General features: G+C 66.7%; 13 protein-coding genes. 2 read left to right on the top strand and 11 right to left on the bottom strand.

Annotation, left to right across the window (positions count from 1 at the left end; all coding sequences use genetic code 11):
• Positions 1–101 precede the first annotated feature (101 nt).
• The 8 genes from putA to clpS form a co-directional block, all read right to left on the bottom strand.
• Positions 102–3923: a trifunctional transcriptional regulator/proline dehydrogenase/L-glutamate gamma-semialdehyde dehydrogenase gene (gene putA / locus DXK93_RS02985; protein WP_119449315.1), complete on the bottom strand. Its 3822-nt coding sequence runs from the start codon at positions 3921–3923 to the stop codon at positions 102–104.
• Positions 3924–4080: 157 nt separating this feature from the next.
• Positions 4081–4797 carry a membrane integrity-associated transporter subunit PqiC gene (locus tag DXK93_RS02980; RefSeq protein ID WP_225590330.1) on the bottom strand — a complete coding sequence of 239 codons (717 nt, stop codon included), beginning with the start codon at positions 4795–4797 and terminating at the stop codon, positions 4081–4083.
• An 8-nt stretch (positions 4798–4805) separates the two neighbouring features.
• Positions 4806–6470, bottom strand: a complete 1665-nt coding sequence (locus tag DXK93_RS02975; RefSeq protein ID WP_119449314.1) for an intermembrane transport protein PqiB — start codon at positions 6468–6470, stop codon at positions 4806–4808.
• 39 nt (positions 6471–6509) lie between these two features.
• On the bottom strand, positions 6510–7826 hold the full coding sequence (locus tag DXK93_RS02970) for a paraquat-inducible protein A (RefSeq protein WP_119449313.1): 1317 nt from the start codon (positions 7824–7826) through the stop codon (positions 6510–6512).
• A gap of 8 nt (positions 7827–7834) precedes the next feature.
• A complete protein-coding gene (clpA, locus tag DXK93_RS02965) occupies positions 7835–10147 on the bottom strand; it encodes an ATP-dependent Clp protease ATP-binding subunit ClpA (RefSeq protein ID WP_175162976.1) in 2313 nt (770 codons plus the stop codon).
• 55 nt (positions 10148–10202) lie between these two features.
• Entirely contained in the window at positions 10203–12425 is a 2223-nt protein-coding gene (gene pbpC, locus DXK93_RS02960) for a penicillin-binding protein 1C (RefSeq protein ID WP_119449311.1), read from the bottom strand.
• Entirely contained in the window at positions 12422–17617 is a 5196-nt protein-coding gene (locus DXK93_RS02955) for an alpha-2-macroglobulin (protein WP_119449310.1), read from the bottom strand. The genes pbpC and DXK93_RS02955 overlap by 4 nt, the downstream gene beginning before the upstream one ends.
• 164 nt (positions 17618–17781) lie before the next feature.
• A complete protein-coding gene (gene clpS, locus DXK93_RS02950) occupies positions 17782–18096 on the bottom strand; it encodes an ATP-dependent Clp protease adapter ClpS (protein WP_006383989.1) in 315 nt (104 codons plus the stop codon).
• Between the two features lie 225 nt (positions 18097–18321).
• Here clpS and DXK93_RS02945 point away from each other — a divergent pair, with 225 nt between their 5' ends.
• Both DXK93_RS02945 and DXK93_RS02940 read left to right on the top strand, forming a co-directional pair.
• Positions 18322–18567, top strand: coding sequence for a cold-shock protein (locus DXK93_RS02945; RefSeq protein ID WP_006220277.1), 246 nt, complete (start codon positions 18322–18324; stop codon positions 18565–18567).
• Positions 18568–18755: 188 nt separating this feature from the next.
• Positions 18756–19163 (top strand): DUF192 domain-containing protein, encoded by a 408-nt coding sequence (locus DXK93_RS02940; RefSeq protein ID WP_119449368.1) that lies wholly within the window; start codon positions 18756–18758, stop codon positions 19161–19163.
• A gap of 86 nt (positions 19164–19249) precedes the next feature.
• Here DXK93_RS02940 and pcaF read toward each other — a convergent pair whose 3' ends face one another.
• The 3 genes from pcaF to DXK93_RS02925 all read right to left on the bottom strand — a co-directional run bounded on the left by pcaF (position 19250) and on the right by DXK93_RS02925 (position 23785).
• Positions 19250–20455 (bottom strand): 3-oxoadipyl-CoA thiolase, encoded by a 1206-nt coding sequence (gene pcaF, locus DXK93_RS02935; RefSeq protein ID WP_054452365.1) that lies wholly within the window; start codon positions 20453–20455, stop codon positions 19250–19252.
• Between the two features lie 174 nt (positions 20456–20629).
• Positions 20630–22021, bottom strand: coding sequence for a chloride channel protein (locus DXK93_RS02930; protein WP_054452367.1), 1392 nt, complete (start codon positions 22019–22021; stop codon positions 20630–20632).
• Positions 22022–22093: 72 nt separating this feature from the next.
• Positions 22094–23785 (bottom strand): methyl-accepting chemotaxis protein, encoded by a 1692-nt coding sequence (locus DXK93_RS02925; protein WP_119449309.1) that lies wholly within the window; start codon positions 23783–23785, stop codon positions 22094–22096.
• Positions 23786–23809: the final 24 nt, after the last annotated feature.

Below are 23809 nucleotides of genomic sequence, written 5' to 3'. Positions count from 1 at the left end.
CGACTTCCGGATTTGAGGTGCGACCGAATTTTCGTGCCAGTGCAACCTCTGCCGATATTGGAGATAACCCTTGGATACCCAAGGGTTGTCCTATACCAGGCTCAACCTATGGTCATGAGGCTGGCGTTGCCGCCCGCCGCCGCCGTATTGACGCTGACGGAGCGCTCCGCCAACAGGCGCTCCGGCACGTAGCCGGCGCCCGCCGCGATCGCGTCGGGGGTCAGTCCATGCACCGACAGGATGGCGCCCGGACGCTGCGCGATGCGCTGGTTCAGCGCCTGCAGCGCGTCGCCATCACCCTCGAACAGCACGGCCTGGTAGTCCGCCTGGTCGACCTCGCCGTCGGCCAGGATGCCCGCCTGTTCCGGCTGGCCGGCGTCCAGCGAGGCCAGCAGCGCCTGCGCCGCGGGCGTGTCCGCGAACCAGGCGTGGTTGCCGGTCAGCTTGGCGACGGACCACTGCGCCCGCGCCCCGGCCTCGGTGGCGGCCACGCAATATACGGCGCCGCGCGGCTCGACCACATAGGTATTGGTCTCGCCGGTCGGCCCCGGCAGCGCAATGCGCTGCGGCAGCGCCGCCGCCGCGTCCAGCGCCGGCGGCAGGCCCGCCGGACGCGTGCCCAGCAGGCGATACATGTAGAGCGGACCGCCGGCCTTGGGGCCGGTACCGGACAAGCCTTCGCCGCCGAAGGGCTGCACGCCCACCACCGCGCCCACGATATTGCGGTTGACGTAGACGTTGCCCGCATGGACCTGGCCGGTCACGTGCGCGATGGTCTCGTCGATGCGGGTATGCACGCCGAAAGTCAGGCCGTAGCCGGTGCCGTTGATGGCATCCAGCAAGGCGTCCAGTTCGTCGCGCTGATAGCGCACCACGTGCAGCACGGGTCCGAACACTTCGCGCGTCAGCTCGCTGACGTTGTCGATTTCGATGATGGTCGGCGGCACGAAGGTGCCGTGGCGGCATTCGCCGTTGAGTTCCACCTGGTCCACGCGATGGCCCGCCGTGCGCATCGTTTCGATGTGCCGCTGGATGCCGTTGCGCGCTTCCGTATCGATCACCGGGCCCACGTCCACCGACAGGCGGTCGGGGTTGCCCACGCTCAGCTCGCGCATCGCGCCGCGCAGCATGGTCAGCACGTGGTCGGCATTGTCTTCCTGCACGCACAGCACGCGCAGCGCCGAACAGCGCTGGCCCGCCGAGTCGAAGGCGGAGGTCAGCACGTCGAACACGACCTGTTCGGACAGGGCCGAGGAATCCACCACCATGGCGTTCTGGCCGCCCGTCTCGGCGATCAGCGGAATGGTGTGGCCGGCGTCATCCAGGCGATCCGCCAGCGTGCGCGCGATGATGCGCGCCACGTCGGTGGAGCCGGTGAACATCACGCCGCGCACGCCGGGGCTTGCGACCAGTTGCGCGCCCACGGTTTCGCCGCGGCCCGGCAGCAGCTGTACGGCGCCGGCAGGCACGCCGGCAGCGCGCAGGATGGCCACGGCTTGCGCGGCGATCAGCGGCGTCTGTTCGGCGGGCTTGGCCACCACCGTGTTGCCGGCGGCCAGCGCGGCCGCGACCTGGCCGGTGAAGATGGCCAGCGGGAAGTTCCAGGGGCTGATGCACAGCACCGTGCCCAACGGACGATGCGTGTCGTTGCTGAATTCCGTTTCGGCCTGGTCCGCGTAATAGCGCAGGAAGTCCACGGCCTCGCGCACCTCGGCGATGGCGTTGGGCAGAGACTTGCCGGCTTCGCGCACGATCAGGCCCAGCAGGGTCTGCATCTGCTCTTCCAGCAGTTGCGCGGCGCGGCGCAGGCACTGCGCGCGTTCGGCCACCGGCGTGGATTGCCAGATGGGAGCGGCATTGGCGGCGGCGCGCAGCGCGGTCTCGGCCTCGTCTGCCTGCGCTTCGACCACGTGGCCCACCACGTCGCGCAAATTGGCGGGGTTGCGGACTTCCATGGCGCGCGAGGCGTCCCAGGCGCCGTCGCCCTCGCCCAGCATGGGGCCGGCGCGCCACGGCATGGCGGCGCTGGCCAGCAGGGCCGCGGACAGCGAACCCAGCCGATGTTCGTTGCTCAGGTCCAGGCCCGCCGAGTTGGCGCGGGCGCCCTCCTGCGGGTCGCCATAAAGTTCACGCGGCAGCGGAATCTTCTCGTGCGGCGCGCCCAGCGGCGTGATGCGCGCAGCGGCTTCCACCGGGTCGGCCACCAGTTGCTCGACCGGAATGCTGTCGTCGCCGATCAGGTTCACGAACGAGGTGTTGGCGCCGTTTTCCAGCAGGCGGCGCACCAGGTAGGCCAGCAGCGTCTCATGCGTGCCGACCGGCGCGTAGATGCGGCACGGACGGTTGAGCTTGCCCTGCGACAGCGCGCCCACGACTTCGTCGTACAGCGGCTCGCCCATGCCGTGCAGGCATTGGAATTCGTACTGGCCCGGGTAGTAGTTCTGGCCCGCCAGCTGGTAGATCGCGGACAGGGTGTAGGCATTGTGCGTGGCAAACTGCGGGAACACCGCTTCCGGCGCGCCCAGCAGCTTGCGGGCGCAGGCCAGGTAGGCCACGTCCGTGTAGACCTTGCGGGTATAGACCGGATAGCCTTCCAGGCCGTCGACCTGGGCGCGCTTGATCTCGCTGTCCCAGTACGCGCCCTTGACCAGGCGCACCATCACGCGATGGCGGCTGCGGCGGGCCAGGTCGATCACGTAGTCGATCACGAAGGGAGCCCGCTTCTGGTACGCCTGGATGACGAAGCCGATGCCGTTCCAGCCGTCCAGCTCGGGCTCGAAACAGAGCGCTTCCAGCAAATCCAGCGAAATTTCCAGGCGGTCGGCTTCCTCGGCGTCGATGTTCAGGCCGATGTCGTAGCTGCGCGCCAGCACGGTCAGCGCCTTCACGCGCGGCAGCAGCTCGGCCATGACGCGTTCGCGCTGGGCGCGCGAATAACGCGGATGCAGCGCCGACAGCTTGATCGAGATGCCCGGTCCCTCATAGATGCCGCGGCCGGCCGCGGCCTTGCCGATGGCGTGGATGGCCTGCTCGTACGAGGCGTAATAGCGGTCGGCGTCCTCGGCCGTGGTCGCGGCCTCGCCCAGCATGTCGTAGGAATAGCGGAAGCCCCGTGCTTCCATCTTGCGGTTGTTGGCCAGGGCTTCGGAAATGGTCTGGCCCGACACGAACTGTTCGCCCATCATGCGCATGGCCATGTTCACGCCCTTGCGCACCAGAGGTTCGCCGCCCTTGCCGATCAGGCGGGTCAGCGCCTTGGACAGCGACTGCTCGCTGCTCACGGCCACCAGCTTGCCGGTGATCATCAGCCCCCAGGTGGCGGCGTTGACGAACAGGGATTGCGAGCCGCCCATGTGCGACTTCCAGTCGCCGCGGGCCACCTTGTCGCGGATCAGCGCGTCGCGCGTGGCGCGGTCGGGAATGCGCAGCAGCGCTTCGGCCAGGCACATCAGCGCCACGCCTTCCTGGCTGGACAGCGAGAACTCCTGGATCAGCCCTTCCACCCCGCCGCCGCTGCGCTTGCCGCGCAGCTTCCGGACCAGGTCGGCGGCCATGGCGTGGATCTTTTCCAGATTGGGCATGCGGGCCTGGCCCAGCAGCAGCGGCACGCACTCGGGCTCGGGGCGGCGGTAGGCGGCGGTAATGGCCGCGCGCAACACCGACTGCGGCTGCACGTCCTGACCGAATTCGTAGAACGGCGGCGTCGGCGCGGAATGGCCTTCGCCCGCCTCGTCCTCGCCGCCCGCGTCCATGCCCAGGTGCGACATCTCGGCGGGCAGGTGGCCGCGCTCGATCTTGTCCAGGTAGGAAAGGATCGCTTGCTTGTGCAGCCAGTGCGGCGTGCAGTTGAGCTTTTGCGCGGCGGCCTTCAGCCGGTCGCGGAGCGCGTCGTCGACTTTAACGCCTAGGGTCGTGCTGGCCATAAGAGATTGCTTCCTGTCGCATGGCAAAGGTAGTACCGGGCCCCGACGGGACCCGGCATGGGTAGGACCGTATGCTAGACAGGTTGCAACTTGGTTTGCACTATGGTTAACCCTAGGTTAACCATTTGAGATCAGGCGGAATTTTGGCCCAGGGCTATCAATCCTTAAGCGCCGCGCAGCCCAGCATCTGCACCGAGGCCGATCCCGCCGGGGTCTGCCCCCGTATGGCCGAGGCCATGGCGCCGGCCAGACTGACCACTGCGCGCTGCTGGGCAGCGATCATGGCGGGCACGCCCTCTTCCGCCACCGGTTCCGTCACCACGCTGCGGCACAGCAGGCCGGAACCCTTCATGTTGACCGGCCGCACGCGCCAGGTCGCATCCAGCTGGGCCATGCGGCCCGGCTCCAGCTCGAAACGCTGTACGTCGGTCTGGACCCGCCAGACCGCAGCGCCGGGGCCTGGCTTGACCAGTTGCACATCCAGCGCGCCCAGTTCCCGCTTCAGCGCGTCCGACAGCGCGCCCCGCAACTCGTCGCCCAGCGGTGAGCTCCAACGCTCGGAATACAACGCGGACAGACTGCCTTCGCCGGTGCGCACCATCAGTTGGGGCTGATCCGCCTGCGTCGAGATATTGACCGGTTGCACCTCGATCAGAAAGCTGGCCGGCGCCACCGCACCGCCCGGAGCCTGGGCCGCCGGCGACTGCAAGGTGTGATAGTGCACGGGCGAGGACGCCCCGCAGCCGGCCAGCGCCGCCGACAAGGCCAGCAAGGACAGGACCGGGCGCAGACGGGGCGTCAGCCTGCCCGCGGATTGGGGCTGCTCGGAACTCGGGGCCGCCTGGCGGGCGTGGGGGGACGGGCGTCTATTCATCATGGGATTCAGTTCCTGACAGGACCGGCGCCGGGGATCGGGTCTGGGCCGCGGCCGCGCAACAAGGCCTCGGGATTGGCTTGCAGGAAATCGGCCAGGGCGCGCAGCGAACGGGCCGCGCGACCCAGCTCCTGCATCGCCTTTTCCGTATTGACCGGCAAGGAAGCATCGGACGCCAGCAGCGCGTTGACCTGCGCCATGGACTCCTTGGCCTGCTTGAGCATGTTCTGCGCTTCAGGCGCGACCTGCTTGTCCAGGCGGTTCATCAGCTTGGAGGTGCTGGCCAAGGTGGTGCGCAGGTCCTCGCCGATCTTGTCGAACGGAATCTTCTCGATCTTGGCGACGATGTTGCTGATCTGCTGCTGCAACTGATCCAGGTTGCCTGGCACCGTCGGGATCAGCGCCGGATCCGAGGGTTTGAATTCAACCGGCTTGGCGTTCGGGAAGTCGTCCAGCGCCACGTACAGCTGGCCGGTCAGCAGGTTGGCGGTGCGCAGCTGCGCGCGCAGGCCGTGCTTGATCATGCCGCCCAACAAGCGGTTGCCGGCAACGTCGCCGTCCTTGGTGGCGCGATCGCGCACTTCGTCGAACACGCGGCCCAGACGTTCCGGATACAGGGTTGCATCCACCATCGAGTAGAAACGCTTGGCGACCGGATCGAAGTCCATGTTGATCTGCGTGACGTTGCCCAGCGTGATGCCGCTGAAGTCGATCGGCGCGCCCACCGTCAGGCCGCGGATCGACTGGTCAAAGCGCATGCGGATCGGGAAGGCCTCGCCGTCCGGATTGGCCTTGGCTGCGGCCTCGGTCGCGTACAGGTCAAATTGCGCGTCGGCCTGCGCCTGCTTGCCGGCATCGCGCGCGCTGATGACCGGCTCGAAGGCCACGCCGCCCACCGCCATCGACACCAGCGATTGCGTGCGCACCTTGAGGCCGTCCGCATTGACGCTGAAGTCGACGCCGCTGGCATTCCAGAAGCGCGTGCCCTGGGTCACGAACTTGTCGTTGGGCGCGTCCACGAACACCTCGACGTTCACGGCCTTGCCGGTTTCATCCAGCGCGTAGCCGATCACGCGGCCCACGTTGATGCGGCGGAAGTACACGGGAGAACCGATATCCAGGGAGCCCAGGTCGGACGCCTTGAGCTTGAAGCGCTTGCCGGCGCGGTCATGCGTGACCGCGGGCGGCACTTCCAGCCCTTCGAAATGCAGTTTGGTGGCCTTCTTGGAACCGTCCTTGCCTTCGGCCGCGTCCACGCCGATATAGGCGCCCGACAACAGCGTGCCCAGGCCGGACACGCCGCTCACGTCCAGACGCGGGCGCACCACCCAGAAGTTGGTGCCTTCGCGCGCCAGATCGGAAACATCCTTGGACAGTTCGGCCTGCACCACCACCTTGGTGCGGTCTTCGTTGAAGCCGATCGACTTCACGGTGCCGATGTTGACGTCCTTGTAGCGCAGCTGGGTCTTGCCGACTTCCAGCCCTTCTGCGGTATTGAACGAAATGGAGATGTCGGGCCCCGCCTGCATCCAGGTTCGCACGACCAGCGACAAGCCCATCAGGGCCGCCACGATGGGCACCAGCCAGATCCATGAAATCCGGCTCTTCTTCTTGCGCGAGATCGCGGGTGACGCAAACTTCTCTTCACCGGATCCGGGTGCTTGCTCGGACATCTACTCTTCCTTGTTCGTGGACGGAAGCCGCGGCGCTTCCTAGCCCATTTCCTTGCCGGCGAGAGACGCCGGCTGGCGCCCGCCTCCCACTGGCGGCGATTCTATTTCACTTTGTCCTTCCAGATCCCAACTGCGGCGCAGGTCGAAACTCATGGCCGACAACATGGTCAGGATCACTGTCAGCCCGAACGCCGCCGCACCCGCGCCGGCGCTGATTTCCATCAAGCCCTGGAAATCCGCCAACGCCGCCAGCAATATAACGACAAAAACATCCAGCATCGACCATTGGCCGATGAACTCGACCATTTGATACAGGCGCGTGCGCGGACGCAGGTTGGTGGTGCTGCGCCATTGTTCGGTCAACAGCAACAGCATGAGCGCCAGCAGCTTGGTCAACGGCACCGCCACGCTGGCAATGAAGACGATCAGCGCGATATCCCAGGAACCCATTTCCCAGAGTTCGACCACGCCGCCCAGAATGGTGTGGGCGCTGTCCCCCAGCACCGACCTGACCTGCATCACTGGTAGCACGTTGGCGGGGATGTAGAACACCACGGCCGCCAGCAACAGCGCCCAGGTGCGCGCCAGATGATCGGGCTTGCGGAAATGCACCAGGGCGTCGCAACGCACACAGCGGTGATGCTCTTCCGGATCGGCCGCGCGGGGCAACGCCTGCACCTGGCCACAGACATGGCATCCGGTCAGAACCGTGTCCGGCGCAGCCTGGGGGATATGCACCGGCACCACGCCCACGCTCTCGGCGTAGCGCCACAGCACATGCGGCGACAGCCGCCCCAGCATCGTCAACAGAATGGTCAGGATGCCGAATGCCGCCAACCCGATACCCGGAGTCACGGCGGCCATGCCCGCCAGCTTCACCACCGCCACCAGCACGCCCAGGAGGAACACCGGAACCATGCACCAGGGCCGCAGAATGCCCAACAAACGTATCGCAGTACGAAAGCCCAGGGGTTCCCGGCCGCGCGACAGCGGCCCCAACACCCACAGCAACACCGACAGCTGCAGCATCGGCAGCGCAAAGCCGGCCATGCCGGTCATGATGGCGACGACCCAATGGTCCTGGCGCCAGGTGATGGCAATAGCGTCCAGCAAGGATGCCTGCTGCACCATGCCCTGCACGGACATGGAAGCGACGGGATAGGCATTGGCCACCCCGAACACGATCAGGGCGGAAATGGCGAGCGCCAGCCAATTGGACAAAGTAAGCCCGCTGTAACGCCACAGAGTGGCGCCGCAGCGGGCGCAATTGGCGGTCTCGCCAGGTTCAAGCTGATGCCGGCGATAGATGCTCGCGCAGTGTTCGCACTCGATCAGCGGCTGGCGGTCCGCGGTCATTGAGAGCCTTAATCGACCAGTTCGACTTCCTGCTTGTCAGGCGCATCCGACGAGGGCGGCTTGCCGTTCTCGTCGAAGTCCAGCTTGACCTTGCCCTCCTCGTCCAGGTCGACCGTAACCGTGCCGCCATCGACCAGCTTGCCGAACAGCAGCTCGTCGGCCAGCGCGCGGCGGATGGTGTCCTGGATGAGACGCTGCATGGGGCGTGCGCCCATGAGCGGATCGAACCCTTCCTTGGCGAGATGCTCGCGCAGCCCCGTGGTGAAGATGGCTTCCACGCGACGCTCGTGCAGTTGGTCTTCCAGCTGCATGAGGAACTTGTCCACCACGCGCAGGATGATTTCGCGGTCCAGCGGCGCGAACGGGATGATCGCGTCCAGGCGGTTGCGGAACTCGGGCGTGAACATGCGGCGGATTTCCGCCATTTCGTCGCCCACCACGCGCGAATTCGCGAAACCGATCGACGGACGGTTCAAGGTTTCAGCGCCCGCGTTGGTCGTCATGATGAGGATGACGTTGCGGAAGTCCGCCTTGCGGCCGTTGTTGTCGGTCAGCGTGCCGTGGTCCATGACCTGCAGCAAGATGTTGAACACATCCGGGTGCGCCTTTTCGATTTCATCGAGCAGCAGCACGCAGTGCGGCTGCTTGGTGATGGCCTCGGTCAGCAGGCCGCCCTGGTCGAAACCGACGTAGCCCGGAGGCGCGCCGATCAGGCGCGACACCGCATGCCGCTCCATGTATTCGGACATGTCGAAACGCAGCAGCTCCACGCCCAGCGTGAACGCCAGCTGGCGCGCGACCTCGGTCTTGCCCACGCCGGTGGGGCCGGAGAACAGGAAGGCGCCGATCGGCTTTTCCGGCTTGCCCAGGCCCGAGCGCGCCATCTTGATGGCGGCGGACAGGGCTTCGATGGCGTTGTCCTGGCCGAAGACCACGGTCTTCAGGTCGCGGTCCAGCGTCGCGAGCTTGCTGCGGTCGTCGTTGGAGACGGACTGCGGCGGGATGCGCGCGATCTTGGACACGATGTTCTCGATGTCCACCTTGCCGATCACCTTCTTTTGGCGCGAACGCGGCAACAGGCGCTGCGCGGCGCCGGCCTCGTCGATCACGTCGATGGCCTTGTCCGGCAGATGGCGGTCATTGATGAAACGCGCCGACAGTTCGGCCGCGGCCGACAGGGCGGCGGACGAGTAGCGCACGCTGTGATGCTCTTCGAAGCGGCTCTTCAGGCCGCGCAGGATCTGCACGGTCTGTTCGACGCTGGGCTCGGCCACGTCGATCTTCTGGAAGCGGCGCGACAGCGCGTGGTCTTTTTCAAAGACGCCGCGGTATTCGGTGTAGGTGGTCGCGCCGATGCACTTGAGCTGCCCGGAAGACAAGGCGGGCTTCAAGAGGTTGGACGCGTCCAGCGTGCCGCCGGAAGCCGAACCGGCGCCGATCAGCGTATGGATTTCGTCGATGAACAGGATGGCGTCGGGGTTGCCGCGGATCTGCTTGAGCACGCCCTTCAGGCGCTGCTCGAAATCGCCCCGGTACTTGGTGCCCGCCAGCAAGGCGCCCATGTCCAGCGAAAAGACCTGGGCGGCCTGCAGGATCTCGGGCACTTCGCCGCGCGTGATGCGCCAGGCCAGGCCTTCGGCGATCGCGGTCTTGCCCACGCCGGCCTCGCCGACCAGCAGCGGGTTGTTCTTGCGGCGGCGGCACAGCACCTGGATCACGCGTTCGACTTCGTGCTCGCGCCCGATGAGGGGATCGATGCGACCCGCCAGCGCGGCGGCGTTCAGGTCGGTGGCGTACTGGTCCAGCGGCGACTGACGCGATTCGCCCTGCTCTTCACCATTGGTCTGCTGCTCTTTCTGCACGGCGGCGGACTCCACCTGGGGCTGTTTGGTAATGCCATGCGACAGAAAATTGACGACGTCCAGCCGCGTCACGCCCTGCTGTTGCAGGTAGTACACAGCGTGCGAATCCTTTTCGCCGAAAATGGCCACGAGCACATTGGCGCCGGTAACCGGCTTCTTGCCGGTGCCTCCCGCGGATACGTGCATGATGGCGCGCTGGATCACGCGCTGGAATCCCAGCGTGGGCTGCGTGTCGACCTCGGCGCCGCTCGGGATCACCGGGGTGTTCTCCGAGACGAACTGGCGCAGATTGCGGCGCAGGTCGTCCAGGTTCGCGGCGCAGGCGCGCAGCACTTCAACGGCCGAAGCGTTGTCGAGCAACGCGAGCAGCAGATGCTCGACGGTAATAAATTCATGCCGGGCCGAACGGGCCTCGACGAAAGCCATATGCAGGCTGACTTCAAGCTCTTGAGAAATCACGCTTCCTCCGTAACGCATCGAAGCGGGCAAATACACGATTCATATTCTATGCCGATCATGGCGTAACGCCAGAGATTTCAAAAACCACTCTGTCGTGGCGGCCTTGCGCATCCATGACGGTAAGCGTATACCGGCCGTCCATGGCCAACACTAATTTAAACGGATGACCCGACGCGCCATGGCCAACCACGCGCCCGTCCAGCATCCACCATACTTCGCCTTCAGTTCCCTGCACATCCACATCCAGCGCCACTTCGCGCCCGCCCGGCACGGGCCGCAGCACCGAGCCGCTGGCCACGCCGCCCAGACGCAACGGTCCGCGCGAGGCGTCGGCGTAGCCGGCAAAGGACGGCGGCGCCGTTTCATTCAGCACCCAGGCCGCGCGCTGCTCCGGACATTCGCCGGACGGCACGCTGCCGAGCTTGTAACCCAGGGGCCAGCATGTCACCGCGGCCTGCACCGTTTCGGGCCTGACGCGGACCTGCTGAGCGCCTTCGGGCAAGGCCGCCACGATATCCTGCAGTAGCGGCGCCGCCACGTTGGCCCCGAAAAATCCGGGGTTGGGCGTACCGTCCGGACGGCCGACCCAAACGCCCATCGTCCACCTGTCGGTCACTCCAACGGCCCAGGCGTCCCGGAATCCGAAACTCGTCCCGGTTTTCCAGGCCAGCTGCCGCGCCGGACTGCCCGACTGGTAGAACGGCCGGTCGGGATGGCCGCCGCTCTCCAGAATGTCACGGACGATCCAGGCCGCCCCAGGGCTCATCATACGGGACTCGACCCGCGGCTGCTCCGGCCGCAGCCGGGGCCGCCCTGAGACGCCGCCGCGGGCCAGGGCCCGGTAAGCGCCCACCAGTTCTTCCAATGTGGTGCCACCCCCGCCCAAAATCAAGCTCAAATTCGGTTCCGCGCCCGCGGGCAAACGTAACCGTACCCCGCCGGCCAGCATGACCGAGGCGAAACTGCTGGGCCCGACGCGGTCCAGCAGATCCACCGCCGGCACGTTGAGCGAACGCTGCAGAGCCTGGGCGACGCTGATCGGGCCGGCGAACGCGGCCTGGAAGTTGCCCGGCGCGTAGCCGCCAAACGACATCGGCGCGTCGATCAGCAGGCTTTCGGAATGGATCAGGCCTTCGTCGAGCGCCTGCGCATACAGAAAAGGCTTGAGCGTGGAGCCCGGCGAACGCACGCCGCGCACCATGTCCACGTGGGCCGCCCGGCTTTCGTCGGAGAAATCGGCGGAGCCGGCATAGGCCTTGACCTCCAGCGTATCGTTGTCCATCACCAACACGGCCATCGACACTTTAGGCGGCAGGCCGTCCACCCGATCCTGCAGCATGCGCTCCACCGCCGCCTGCATGTCCGCGTCCAGGGTGGACGTGACCACCGCGGGCCGCTCGCCAGGACGCCGGCCCGCCTTGCGCTGGCTGCCCGCCTCCTGCAGCAACCGCTGCGCGGCCAGGGGCGCCAGCCAGCGCGCCCGCAGCGGCGGCGCAACCACGTTCTCGATCTTGGCGTCGGCCACCTCGGCCGGGGTCCAGCGGCCCAGTTCGACCATGCGGTCCAGCACCTTGTCGCGCGCGGCCTGCGCGGCCTCGGGGTGACGATCCGGCCGCAGCCGCGATGGCGCCTGCGGCAAGGCGGTCAGCATCGCCGCTTCGGCCGGGCTCAGATCGCGGGCGGGCTTGCCCAGCCACAGGCGCGAGCCCATCTCCACGCCCTCGACGATGCCGCCCATGGGTGCGTGGGTCAGATACAGCGACAGGATCTCGTCCTTGCTGTAGTGCATTTCCAGCTGGATGGCGCGCCAGGCCTGCCGCAGCTTCGCCGACATCGAGCGCGAGGGCTTGCCGGCCAGTTCCGGATCGATCAGCCGCGCGACCTGCATGGTCAGGGTGGACCCGCCCGACACGATGCGGCGGTTGGTGGCCCACTGCCAGCCGGCGCGCGCCATCGCCACCGGGTTGACGCCCGGGTGCCAGTAGAACCAGCGGTCCTCGTAGGTCAGCAACGTTTCCAGATAGCGCTCGGACACCTGGTCGGGCTTGACCGGATAGCGCCAGATGCCGTCGCGGCTGGGATAGTTGCGCAGCGGCGTACCATCGGCGGCCACGACGACGGCGGCGCCGCCCGAATCCACGGGCGGCAAGGGATAGAGGCGGTCCAGCGTGAATAACAACGCGGCCAGCGCAAACAACGCGCTGGCCGCGAAGATTCCTCGCCGCCGCCAGCGGCGGGCGCGCGAGGCGCCCGCCACCGGGGTGGCGGCGGGGTTCAAGGACGCTTGGCGCCGCGGTCGCGGATCTCTACCGTGCTCCATTGCTCGCCTACGCCCCGGATTTCAGGCCGGTACATGTCTTCGGCCACCGTCGACGGCACCGCATAGCGGCCCGGCGTCACCACGCGCACCAGATAGAACACGTCCACCTTGCCGCGACCCAGCGACACCGCGGCCACATAGCGGTCGTCGCGGAACTCGCGGTGCTTGATGTTGGGATCGGACATGGCTTCGGCCACGCGGCGTCCGCCGATCGTCCATTCCTGCATCTCGGGGCTTTGCGACAGGTTCAGGTTTTCGACTTCAAAACCCGCCGGCACGCGGTCCACCAGCAAGCCATCCGGAATGTTCTGGTTGGCGCTGGCCTGCACCCACACCACCAGCATGTCGCCGGTCTGCAGGCTGCCGCCATCCCACGGGCGGCCGTCCGGACGGTACCAGCCGCGCTTGAGCTGGATCACGTCATTGCGCGGCGCAGGCGTGGTGGTCGGACTGCCCTGGATGTCGTATTCGACGAACAGGGACTGGTTGCCGGTGTTCAGCAACTGCACGCCGGCCAGGTCGGCCGCCGACAGCGACACGGTCTGGTCGCTGGTGCCGCCAGCGAGCGCCTTGGTGGAACCATTGACGGTCAACGTGGCGGACCAGGGCGTGGCCTTGTCGCCGCCCATAGCGCGGGCGGCCAGCAACAGCGACATCTGTTCCTGCGTCGACAGGTACGAACGGTTGCCCAGACGGCTGGCCAGCTGCGTCAGCAGGTTGTCCAGGCGCTCGTGGCGCAGCTCGTACTTGTCCGCGATCGCAAAGGCCAGCGCGTAGTCGCGCACGCCGCTGCCGTAGTCGCCCAGCCATTCGTCGTAATAGCCGGAGTTGCGACGATTGTTGAGACCGTACTCGCGCGCCACGGCCTGGTCGAGCGCGCTCTTCATGCGCCCCTCGTCGCCCATGAGCTTGAACGCGGCCGCCAGCTGGATCAGCGGCAACGGCGAGCGCGCGCGCTCCTGGTAGTTGTCGTACAGCTGACGCACCGTGGACAGCGGCGCCTTCTTGTCGCGCGCCAGCGCCAATGCGGCAGTGGCCAGGCCGGCGAAGCGACGATGGTCCTCACGCAGGATGTTGGCGTCGCTGGAGTCGTAGCGACCGGATTCGACGCCGCGCTTCAGGTTGGCCGACCAGGTGCCGAACGCGCCCGAACTCTGCTGCACCTGCTCCAGCAGCCACTGGCGCGAACGGTCCAGCGATGCCTCGGGCACTTCGAAACCGTTGTCGCGGGCGTCCTGCATGAAGCCGACGGCGTAGGCCGTCAGCCACACATCGCGCGAGGAAGAGCTGCTCCACAGGTTGTACGAACCGACGGCGTTGCGCATGCCCGCCAGGCGGCCGATCGCGCCGGCCACCTTGGCGTCGCGCTCGGCCTTGGTGCGCGGCTTGAGGCCGAACTGCTTGGCCGCGGCCTCATCCAGCATGACCCACGGCAGGGTCGCGCTGATGGTCTGCTCGGTGCAGCCGTAGGGATAGTTGAGCAGCCCTTCGACCAGGCGATTGACGTTGATCGGCGGACGGTTCGATACCGTCATGCTGACCGTGGTCGAGTCCGGGTAGTAGGACGCCACCCACGACGCCTGCGGCGCGTTGGCTTCGCCCGGATTCAGGCGCAGGCGGCGCACCTGGCGCTCGGCCGCGTAGGCCGGTTGCACCTGCAGCACCGATTCGCGCACGATGCGCAAGGGCTTGCCGCCGCCCTGCCCGTCGACGGTCAGGCGCATCAGGCCCAGGCCGTACGAACCGGTGGTGGTGGCGGTGAAGCGCAGCGTGGTGCGCTGCTTGTCCTTCAGAGTCACGGTCTTGACGCCGTCGACGATGGCCAGCGGGTCCAGCGCTTCCAGCTTGACCGTCACCTTCTGCTCGGCGCCGCTCAGGTTGGTCACGTCCAGCGCAATCGCGGCCTGGTCGCCCGGGGTGATGAAGCGCGGCGTGTTCAGCTCGGCCACGATGGGCGCCGCCACCACCATTTCGGTGTCGGTGCTGCCGTAGTTGTCGGGCGTGAAGGCCACGGCCATCAGGCGCAGCGTGCCGTTGAAATCAGGCAGGTCCAGCGGGATGTCCGCCTCGCCCTGCTCGTTCAGCTTGACCGGACCGGAGAACAGGTCCACCAGCTTGACCTTCTTAGGCAGGCTCTTGCTGTCGCCGCGCATGGCGGCGTCGCCGCCCCACTTCAGCTTGCCCTTCGTGCCGTCCATTTTCTCGATCAGCTTGCCGTACATGTCCAGCAATTCGGGCGCGTAGCGGTGCTTGCCGAAGAAGTAGTCCAGCGGATCGGGGGTCTTGTACTGGTTGATGTTGAGGATGCCCACGTCCACCGCCGACAGGGTCACGGTGGCCTGCTTGCCCTGGGCGCCGTCCACCTTGACGCGCACGGTCGCCTTGGTCTCGGGCACCGCCTTGGGCGGCGCCGTCAGTTTCACGTCCAGCTTGCGGTCAGCGCTGGCGATGGGCAGGAAGGTCAGGCCCAGCGCGCGCGCCGGCGTCACGCGGTCGCCTTCGCTGCCGGGACGGAACACGGCGGCGGCGATGTACAGGTCGTGGCGCTTCCAGCTCTTGTCGACCGGGATCTCGACCTGCGTGCCCGTCGCTTTCACGGCCACCCAGGTAGACCACAGCATGCGGTCGCCTTCCACGGTGATGAGCGCCTGGCCGTCATGCGGCGGCGTCAGGGTCAGCTTGACCGTGTCGCCCGGCTTGGCCGGCACGCCTTCAAGCTTCATCTGCACGCGGTCGGGACGATTGCCCATGGCGTCGGAGTCCTGCGCGTTCCAGCCCGCGTAGAAGCGGTAGCGCAGGGTCTGGCCGGTTTCGGGATCGGCGATTTCCAGGCGGTAGCGGCCCCACTTCACGGGCACGGTCAGCTGGGAGCGGTCGTTCAGCGCGATCTCGCGCGAATCCAGCAATTCCTCGGTTTCGGTGTAGCCGCTGTTCCAGCCGCGCTGGTCGTCGAAACGCCAGTAGTACTGGCGATCTTCGCGGTACAGGCGCATCTGCGCCTGCGCCAGCGGCGCAATCTTGCCCTGCGCATCCACGCGCAGCACTTCAAACCCGGCGGGCGCGCCTTCGCGGGCCACGTCGCCGTCGAATTGCGGACGCACGGCGATCAGGCGGTCGGCGGGCCAGACGCTGCGCTCGATCGAGCGCACCACCGGACGGCCGCCGGATTCCAGCAGGCTGGCCGACACCCGCACCTTCATCGGCGAACGCGTGCCGCCGGTGCGCGGATCGACCTCGAGCTGGCCGCGGCCCTTGTCGTCCAGGGCCGTTTCGGGCAGCTCTTCGAAATGGCGGCGGGCATCGTCGGCAACGTCGCCGAAGATGAAGCCGGGCCATTGCTGGGGCAGCGCAAAACGGTCGCGCTTGACCTGGAAGCTGGACAGCAGGCGGTTGCCAGCGGCGGGCGCGCCGTAGAGATAGTCGCCCTGCACGTCGACAGTCAGCGTTTCCTCCGGCGACAGCACCTCCTGGTCGGAGGTCAGCGCCATCTTCATGCGTTCAGGCAGGAATTCCTCGACCTGGAACTTCCAGGACGCGTCCGGCGCGCGCGACGCGGGGTCCACGCGCAGTTCCAGCAGCCACGTGCCGGTCTGCGCATCCAGCGGCAGGTCGATGCTGCGCTCGATATAGCCGGGCAGATCCTTCTGGGGCTGCCACAGGGTGCTCAGCACCGTGCGGCCGTCGGGGCGCTTGATGGTCGCGGTCAGGGGCGACGGCGCCAGCATGCGGCCGTCCAGATCGCGCGGCAGGACCGAGACGTTGAAGGTTTCGCCGGGGCGGTACAGATTGCGGCCAGCGTAGACGAACAGGTTGTTGGGGCGGGAAACATGGCCGCCCGTGTCGAATTCAGACAGGTCCAGGGCGGGTTCGCCCAGGGCCAGCACCGTCATTTCCTTGTCGCGCGAGGCGCGGATGACGCGCGCATTGGCGAAGCTGCCGTCAAAGCGGACATGGCCCTGGCCGTCGGCCGCGGCCTTGGCCAGCGACTTGCCGGCGCCGTCCACCAGTTCGAACACGGCGCCCGAGATGGCGGTGCCGCTCTTCAGGGATACCGAATAGGCTTCGATGCGGTCGCTGTAGCGGCGCGCGTGCAGGCCGATGTCGCTGACGTAGAAATACGTCACCTGGTATTCGTAGCGGAAACGGCCGGGCTGGCTCATCACCGCGATGTAGATGCCGGGCTCCTGCAATTCCTTGATGCCTTCGACCGGCAGGAACGTGACATGGCGGCGGTTGGGCTTGTCGTCGGTGACGAAGCGGCCTTGATAGACGCTGGTCGTCAGCGAGTTCAGGCGGTCCAGGTCCCAGTTGCTGACCGAGCCCTTCAGGCTGCGGTTGTCGGAATAGCGCCAGTTGTCATCTTCGTCGCTGCTGTCTTCTTCTTCGCCAGAGCCGGTGCTGCGGCCGATGCCCAGCACGGTGTCGAACAGTTCAGGCACGCGCTCAGGCGATACGCGCAGGAACTGCACGTCCACTTCGGGCACGTTCACCGTGGCCACGGGCAGGCCGCCATTCTGGCCGGCCGGCAACACCACGCCGCGGCTGGCGAAATAGAACGACGGCGGCATGGCCTGCGTGTTCACCTCGCAATTCGACGCTTCTGCCAGCTTGATGCCGCCCGCGCCGGGCAGCCCGGCACGCACGGAGATCGCGTAGGAACGCTGCGGTTGCACGTAGGGGAAATAAACCATGCGGGGGTTGTCGCCCACCACCCAGTTGCCCTTCAGGATCTTGCCCTTGGGCGCCGAGTCGCCCGGCCGGACCGAGGCGGGCTGGTCACCGTTGCTGGCGGCCGATTCGCTGTCCTTGTCGGAGGCCGAACCCGTGTCCGTCACCTGCAGAAAGCTGTCCAGGTCGGACTTGGCATCCACCGGCTGCGTGAAGGTCACGGCCAGCGCCAGCGTATCGTTGTACTGGCGCGGCTGGCAGGAAAGCGCGGCAAACGGGTCGGCCGCGCCGACCACCGCGCTGGCGGGCAATGCCGGCTTGGCATCTCCGCCGCCCGCCGGGGCAGCAGGCTGCGACACGACGGCTGGCGCCGGATTGGCGGGCTGACGTTCCTTGCCCATCCACCAGCCCACGCCGATGGCGCCGGCCAATACAACGACCCCGGCTGTCGCCAGCCAGGCCTTGCTTATCTTTCCACTCACGGTAAATCTCCCGCTTACTCAAATGCAGACGCACCGCTCCTAAGCGGCGGAGCTGCCGACCTGATCATTCCGCGCGCTTCTCGGGTACGCGGATACTGCTTGTCAAAACAAAATAACCGGACAACACAACGCCGCCATGACAGGCGGCGCATTGATTCTGGGGTTCAGACGGGTTCCATCACGCATTGCAGGGGGTGCTGGCGCGCCCGTGCGTATTGGGCCACTTGCGCGATGCGCGTGGCGGCGAGGTCCCGGGGATAAACCCCGCATACACCACGCCCTTCGTGATGCACCTGCAACATGATCCTCGTAGCCTCTTCGTGATTCTTATTGAAGAACTTTTGCAGTACTTTCACGACGAACTCCATCGGGGTGTAGTCGTCGTTCAGCAGCAGGACCTGGTACATCGGAGGCGGCGCGGCGCGCGCCGGAGCCTTCTCGACGGCCAAATCATGCTGGGTATCCAAGGTAGAACTCATAGGGCCGCTATTCTATTTAAACGGGGGACGGCTAGCGTGTAACTTACGGAAAATTACACGTAGAAATGCGTAGTTTCCATACTTGACGCCGCAAAGAAAAGCGGCGCATTATCCACGCATTCTGGGGTTTTCAAAGCACCGAAAATCTGCCAGGAAGCCGGAGGGGGGACAGGGGTCTAGGCCGCGATGCCCTTCGTCAACATACGATTCAATGAGGCAGTCCGCATGTCTGATACGACCGCAACCGCCGTCCAAGGGGACAATCCCAAATCGACGGGCACCGTCAAATGGTTCAACGACGCAAAGGGGTTCGGCTTCATTACGCCCGACGACGGCGGTGAAGATCTGTTCGCCCATTTTTCGTCCATCCAGATGAATGGTTTTAAAACCCTGAAGGAAGGCCAGAAAGTGGCCTTCGAGATTATCCAGGGGCCCAAAGGCAAACAGGCGCTTAATATCACAGCTGCCTGAGTTACCCTTAAAGCGCAACGGTAAGGTTGCGCCATTATTCAGGCGGGGCTTTCGAGCCCCGCCTTGTTATTTTTCATTCATTGCGCCAGGTCATGCCCAAGAACGCCGTTTTAAATCCTGTCAGCCTCACGTTGTTCAAGACAGCGTTCTTCAGAAACTTCCTGCCGAAAGCCCTGGCAGCCATCGCCATGGCCCTGCCTCTGGCGGCCAGCGCACAGCAAACCGGACCGCAAGCCCCGCTGCCTACCACCCAGCTTTCGGCCGGCATCCATATTATCCGCGCAGAAGTCGCGAACACGGAAGCGACCCGCCGCGACGGCCTGATGTTCCGCAAGGAGCTGCCCGGCAACGACGGCATGCTGTTCGTCTTCGAACAGCCCGACGTGCAGTGCTTCTGGATGCGCAACACCATCCTTCCGCTCTCGATTGCCTTTATCGCCGACGATGGCACGATCGTCAACATTGAAGACATGGCGCCGCAGACCGAAGACCCGCACTGCGCCAAGAAGCCGGTGCGCTACGCGCTGGAAATGGCCCAGGGCTGGTTCGAACAGCACGGCATCAAGGCCGGCAAGAAGCTGGACGGCCTGCCCTGAGGCGAGCCCGCCGGCGGATATGAAAAGGGAGCCTGCAGGCTCCCTTTTCGTTCCTGCGCGCAGCAAGCCGCTGCGCGCCAGCCCGATTACACGCGTTCGATGATCAGCGCGATGCCCTGGCCCACGCCGATGCACATGGTGCACAGCGCGTAACGGCCGCCGGTGCGGTGCAACTGATTGATCGCGGTGGTGGCCAGGCGTGCGCCGCTGGCGCCCAGCGGATGGCCCAGGGCGATCGCGCCGCCGTTGGGGTTCACGCGCGGGTCGTTGTCGGCGATGCCCAACTGGCGCAGCACGGCCAGGCCCTGGGCGGCAAACGCCTCGTTCAGTTCGATGACGTCCATCTGCGCAAGCGTAAGGCCGGTCTGGGCCAGCACCTTCAGCGTGGCGGGCGCCGGGCCGATGCCCATGATGCGCGGTGCGACGCCGGCCGTGGCCATGCCGACCACGCGGGCGCGCGGGGTCAGGCCATGGCGGGCGGCGCCCTTTTCGTCGGCCAGCAGCAGCGCAGCCGCGCCGTCGTTGACGCCCGAGGCGTTGCCGGCGGTGACGGTGCCGCCTTCGCGGACCACGCCCTTCAACTTGGCCAGCGCTTCCAGCGTGGTTTCACGCGGGTGCTCGTCCTTGCTGACGATGATCGGGTCGCCCTTTTTCTGGGCGATCGACACCGGCACGATCTCGGTGTCGAAGAAACCTTCCTTCTGCGCGCGCGCGGTCTTCTGCTGGCTGGCCAGCGCGAACAGATCCTGGTCTTCGCGGTTGATCTTGAAATCGTCGGCGACGTTCTCGGCCGTTTCGGGCATCGAGTCCACGCCGTATTGCGCCTTCATCAGCTTGTTGATGAAGCGCCAGCCGATGGTGGTGTCGTAAATCGCGGCATTGCGCGAGAACGCGCTGTCGGCCTTGCCCATGACAAAGGGCGCGCGGCTCATGCTTTCCACGCCGCCGGCCAGCATCAGGCCGGCTTCGCCAGCTCGGATGGCGCGGGCAGCGCCGCCGATGGCGTCCAGGCCCGAACCGCACAGGCGGTTGACGGTGGCGCCGGGCACTTCGATCGGCAGGCCGGCCAGCAGCGTGGCCATGCGGGCCACGTTGCGATTGTCTTCGCCCGCCTGGTTGGCGCAGCCCATGATGGCGTCGTCCAGTTCTTCCCAGCGCACGCCAGGATTGCGCGCCACCAGCGCCTTGATGGCTACGGCAGCGAGATCGTCGGGGCGCACGGAAGCCAGCGCGCCGCCGTAGCGGCCGAAGGGAGTGCGGATCGCATCACAAATAAAAGCATGCACGGTCATGGGAGGCTCGAAGTCAGTGAGAAAAAATCCGGATCGGGCGATCTTAACGCAGCGCTTTCGCGCCAAGTTGGTGCGCCTGCGGGATGTCCGCTGCACGGACAGTGTCCAATGGCTGTTCACCCTGCCTGTGCGCGCCCCGTGCACCGCGCCGGGGCGCGGGCGCGGCTTATGGACTCACGCCGGCGGCTTGGCGGCGCGTCCGGCATCGACGATGGCTTGCCGGCGGAAACGCCCCGCAGCCAGGTGGTAGAAGGGTTGCGGGCAGAATTGGCGCGACACGCCGGAAGCCAGCAGAGAGCCGACCAGCAGCCAGAACAGCATGGGCTGGCTGCCCGTCATTTCCATCACCACCACGCTGGCGGTCAGCGGCGCCTGGGTCGCGGCGGCCAGGAACGCGGCCATCGAGATCAGCACCAGCACGCGATGGTCGACGCCCTCTCCCGCCAGTTGCCAGATGTGATGACCGATGCCGGCACCGGTGGTCAGGGCCGGCGTGAAGATGCCGCCCGGTATGCCCGCCCAATAGGAGGCGACCGTCGCGGCCAGCTTGGCCAGCCCGAAGCTCGCGGGTGCAGTGTCCTTGCCCGACAGCAGGTCCGCGGCCACGCCATATCCCGTGCCGTAGACGCTGCCGGCGGTAGCCAGCCCGATCATGGCCAGGATCAGGCCCATGATGAAGGCGGTCCAGATCGGATGGGCGCGGATCCAGGCGCGCCAGGACTGTGGCGCGCTGCCAGCAGCCCCCTTGCCGAGCAGGCGGGCGAATATGCCGCCCAATGCGCCATTGAGCGCCGCGCAGATGGCCACCCACATCACCATGCCATGCGTCAGCGGCGCGCCGCCGAACACGCCGAAATAGGGGTTGTTGCCGACCACGGCCACGACCAGGAAGCCCGAGGCCAGCACGCCGATCAACACCAGCCGCTGCCAGCGCAGCACCGTGCCGCGCCCAAGTTCCTCGATGGCGAAGATGACGCCGGCCAACGGCGCGTTGAAGGCGGCCGCCAGGCCGCCCGCGGCGCCGGCGGCAATCAGTTCGTTGGCGTGAAAGCCGCGCAGCTGCACGCCGCGACGTTTCCAGAAGTCGCCCCAGGCCAGCATCAAGGCCGCGCCCACCTGCACGGACGGCCCTTCGCGGCCGATCGAGGCGCCGGCCAGCATGCCGCCGAACGCAAGAGGAATTTTCCAGAGAGTCTGCCCCAGCGCCACCAGGCTGTTCTGGCTGGCGCCCGGCGGCAGCGACAAGGCGCCGATGACCTGCGGAATGCCACTGCCGGACGCATTGGGCGCGAAGCGCAAAGTCAGCCAGCGCAAGGCCGCCAGGCTCAGCGGCAGGACCAGCAAGGCCAGCCAGCCGTTGTAGGCGACCCACTCGCGGTTCCATTCCAGCGCCTTGTCGGCCAGATAGGCAAAGCCCAGCGACATCAGCGCCACCAGGCCGGCGCCCCCCAGCAACAGCCCCATCTGCACGCTCTTGCGCGACAGGCGGTTGATCTGGCGCACCTTGCGATGCGCCCATCGGCGCGGGCCGGCCAGCAGCCGGCGTAGAGGGTCGGGCAGGTTCATGGGCAGAAGCCGGCGCGGTTGAAAGTGGCTAACCTTACCACTCCCACCTGACCGCCAGCCCACAGCGCAGGATCAGAACGTCGACCAGTCGTCGTCAGAGGCCTGCGCCAGCGCGGGACGCGCCACCGGCGCGGCCGGCTTGCGCGGCGCCGCAGGCACCGCCTGCACCAAACGGACCTGGGCTTCACGGGCCGATCCGCTGCCGGCTTCGACCTTGAAGCGGCGCACTTCCTGCGCCAGGCGCGTGGCCTGTTCCTGCATGCTGGCCGCCGCCGCTGCCGCCTCTTCCACCAGCGCGGCGTTCTGCTGCGTCACGGTGTCCATCTGCGCCACGGCCTGGTTGACCTGGCCGATGCCGGCGGACTGCTCTTCCGAAGCGCTGGCGATTTCGCGCACCAGCGTGGCGACCTGGCGCACGCTGTCCACCACTTCGCGCATGGTGCGGCCAGCTTCGTCGACCTGGCGCGTGCCGCCCTCGACGCGCGTGACCGACTCGTCGATCAAGGCCTTGATCTCCTTCGCGGCCACTGCGGAGCGCTGCGCCAGCGTGCGCACCTCGCCCGCCACCACGGCGAAGCCGCGGCCCTGCTCGCCGGCGCGCGCCGCTTCCACGGCGGCGTTGAGCGCCAGGATGTTGGTCTGGAAGGCGATGCCGTCGATCACGCCCGTGATGTCGGCAATGCGGCGCGAGCTGTCGGAGATCGCGCTCATGGTCTGGACCACGCCCTCCACCACTTCGCCGCCGCGCACGGCCACGCTGGAAGCCTGGTTGACCAGCCGGTCGGCTTCGCTGGCGTTGTTGGCGTTCTGCTGCACGGTGCTGGTCAGCTGCTCCATCGACGCCGCGGTTTCCTCCAGCGACGAGGCCTGTTCCTCGGTGCGCTGCGACAAGTCTGCGTTGCCCTGCGCGATCTGCGAGGACGCCGAGGCGATGCTCTCACAGCCGTCGCGCACGTCCTTGACGATGCGCGCCAGGCTTTCGTTCATGGTCTTGAGCGCGCCCATCAGGTCGCCGGTTTCGTCGCGCGTGGCGACCTGGATGTCGGTCGTCAGGTCGCCGGCCGCAACCTGGCGCGCGGCCGTCACGGCCTGTTCCAGCGGAAGCACGATGCCGCGTGTCACCAGCCAGCCCAGCAACATGCCGACCGCCACGCCGATCACGGCCAGGGCGACCATGACGGCGCGCAACGTTTCATACAGATCCGTGCCGCTCTGCACGGTCTGGGCGGCGGCGTTTTCCTTGGTCTTCGCCAAGGTCGTCATGAGGTCATCCAGCTTCTGCGACGAAGCGATCACACGCGCCTCGATTTCGGCAACGCGCGGATCGGCCTGGGTCAGCGGCCGCGCCTGGGCGGCGGCGAAGAAGGCCGCGGACTCGCGCTTCCAGACCTGCTCGGTCTCGGTGAACTGCGCCAGCGCGCGCTTGCCTTCTTCGGAATAGAAGTTGGCCGCAGCCTTTTCACGCAGCGCGTCCATGTTGGCGACGGCGTCGTCGAACTGCTTGCGCAGGGCCTGGCGTTCCTGGTCGGTGGACGCGGCCAGGTAGCCGTTGCGGGCGCGGCCCGCATAGATCAGATTGATGTTGGCTTCCTTGACGTCCGAGATGCCGCGCAGCTCGGTGTCGTAAAGCCGGTCGTTCATTTCATTGATGCGCGCCAGGCCCCAGACCCCGAAGCCGCCAATCGCACCGCCTATCACCGCCACCAGCAAAAACGCGCCCGACAGGCGCGCGCCGATGCGCAAACCCGAAAATAACCGCAACATGCTTCCCTTCCCTGTAAGTACCAC

The organism is Achromobacter sp. K91, assembly GCF_003576205.1.
In the GTDB taxonomy this organism is placed as follows: Bacteria; Pseudomonadota; Gammaproteobacteria; order Burkholderiales; family Burkholderiaceae_B; genus Achromobacter; species Achromobacter aegrifaciens.
Note: the sequence above shows the minus strand (reverse complement) of the source record. Positions and strands in the feature narration are given on the sequence as shown.

Coding starts and splice junctions, on each gene's coding strand:
- DXK93_RS02930 (WP_054452367.1), bottom strand. CDS start 22,021: ATGAACCTGCCCGACCCTCTACGCCGGCTGCTGGCCGGCCCGCGCCGA.
- DXK93_RS02980 (WP_225590330.1), bottom strand. CDS start 4,797: ATGAATAGACGCCCGTCCCCCCACGCCCGCCAGGCGGCCCCGAGTTCC.
- pcaF (WP_054452365.1), bottom strand. CDS start 20,455: ATGACCGTGCATGCTTTTATTTGTGATGCGATCCGCACTCCCTTCGGC.
- DXK93_RS02945 (WP_006220277.1), top strand. CDS start 18,322: ATGTCTGATACGACCGCAACCGCCGTCCAAGGGGACAATCCCAAATCG.
- DXK93_RS02940 (WP_119449368.1), top strand. CDS start 18,756: ATGGCCCTGCCTCTGGCGGCCAGCGCACAGCAAACCGGACCGCAAGCC.
- DXK93_RS02975 (WP_119449314.1), bottom strand. CDS start 6,470: ATGTCCGAGCAAGCACCCGGATCCGGTGAAGAGAAGTTTGCGTCACCC.
- putA (WP_119449315.1), bottom strand. CDS start 3,923: ATGGCCAGCACGACCCTAGGCGTTAAAGTCGACGACGCGCTCCGCGAC.
- clpS (WP_006383989.1), bottom strand. CDS start 18,096: ATGAGTTCTACCTTGGATACCCAGCATGATTTGGCCGTCGAGAAGGCT.
- DXK93_RS02925 (WP_119449309.1), bottom strand. CDS start 23,785: ATGTTGCGGTTATTTTCGGGTTTGCGCATCGGCGCGCGCCTGTCGGGC.
- DXK93_RS02970 (WP_119449313.1), bottom strand. CDS start 7,826: ATGACCGCGGACCGCCAGCCGCTGATCGAGTGCGAACACTGCGCGAGC.